Source organism: Mesobacillus zeae (genome assembly GCF_003570705.1).
In the GTDB taxonomy this organism is placed as follows: Bacteria; Bacillota; Bacilli; order Bacillales; family Cytobacillaceae; genus Mesobacillus_C; species Mesobacillus_C zeae.
Genome location: NZ_QWVT01000071.1, coordinates 1 through 1513, shown reverse-complemented (window position 1 = coordinate 1513; position 1513 = coordinate 1). Strand labels below are relative to the sequence as shown.

Below are 1513 nucleotides of genomic sequence, written 5' to 3'. Positions count from 1 at the left end.
ATATTCTGGATGACCTTATAATACGATAGGGCGCGATTGTGGAGTAACACAGGCAGAAAATGATCTAACTTTTTTATAAAACCGAAACATAAACCTACTGGATAAGAAACCATTTTGATTAATCCTTTTTCAAAATGGTTTCTTTTTATTTACCATAGAATACGGTTTAACACGATATTTTTAATCTAACTTTATTTTAAAGCTACATCAAGGAATCTATGAAACTTTTGGAAAGTAGGAGAATTGGATAAGTATCGGGAGGAAGATCCGACGGAATACATATATGCGCTAATGTATAATTTATTTTCGCGTTAAACTCTAATTTAACGAACTATACACATAAAGAATGATAATTTGATATAATATTAAAACTGGTAGAAAATAGTACATTCATATTACATATTTAATCGGTTTCAATTAGTTATCTTAATGGTTATTTGATGGGTAATGAAACTAATTACTTTATAATATTTTGAATGGAGTATGTTTAGTGAAAGATCCTACCTACCTTACTAGAATATTTGGTTTGTCAGCGGAAATATTACTCAAAAGCGACAAATCGATGGGATGATTTATGGCTACAAACACATTAGCTCTCGTTATTTGACTCCAAACAGTGCCCACACTAAAGTAGTGGAACATTATTAATTACAAATAGTAATCAATGCAAAGTTGACTGAAACAAACTTTTTATTAATCTATATAAATACTAAAATTCGGGAGAGAGTGTCAAGCTCTCTCCCGTCCTCCTTATTAAATCTAAATAATCTATTAGTTCCATAAATAGTTTCTGAGGAGTGATTATATGAAAAGGGTATTATTTATTATTTTGTTATTATTAATTTTACCAGTTACTCTTGCAATTTGGTTGTTACCAGAAAGCTCCGACCAGGAGTATGGAATTAAGAAATATGTGATTGAGAAAGAAAATGAAGTCGGCAATTCTTTTTCAAATATTCGTAATGGTGGGTTTGTTGCAGCCCAGGATGATTGGGTGTTTTTTAAAAAATCGAGTGATTACGATTCCCCTTCAAAAGACTTCTTAATGGGAAGAAAAGAAGGGGAGGATACTAATTATAAAATCGCCCCTAATCACTTGAGATTTATTAACGTAAGGGGGGAATGGGTTTTTTACACTTCCTCAGCATTTCTGGACGAGGAGAGACTGTTTAAAGTTAAATTGGACGGAACACATAGAAAAAAATTAGCTGAGAGTGCAAGTTACGTTCAAGTTATAGGGAATTGGATTTATTATTATGATACTGTTAAAAACGGATTTTACAAGATGGATATTCATAATAATAAGCCTATTCCTCTATTTACCGTACCAGGGGACGGAGGAGAAATTTTTCTTGTTGATGACGAAAATATTTACTTCTATATCGAGCCAGAAAATTCTCAAGGAAGTCAAGGAAAGCTTTACTCATTATCTCTTAAGAGCAATAGAGCTAAAAAACTAAATGATGATATTCATTATTTCATGAGTATAGAGGGAGTAGATGGTCAGTTTCTT

Annotated in this window: 1 protein-coding gene; it reads left to right on the top strand. The window is 31.9% G+C overall.

All coding sequences use genetic code 11. The features are described 5' to 3' along the window. Positions 1-805: 805 nt before the first annotated feature. Positions 806-1513, top strand: a 708-nt coding sequence (locus tag D1970_RS21940; protein WP_119114957.1) for a DUF5050 domain-containing protein, incomplete at its 3' end; no start/stop codon positions are given.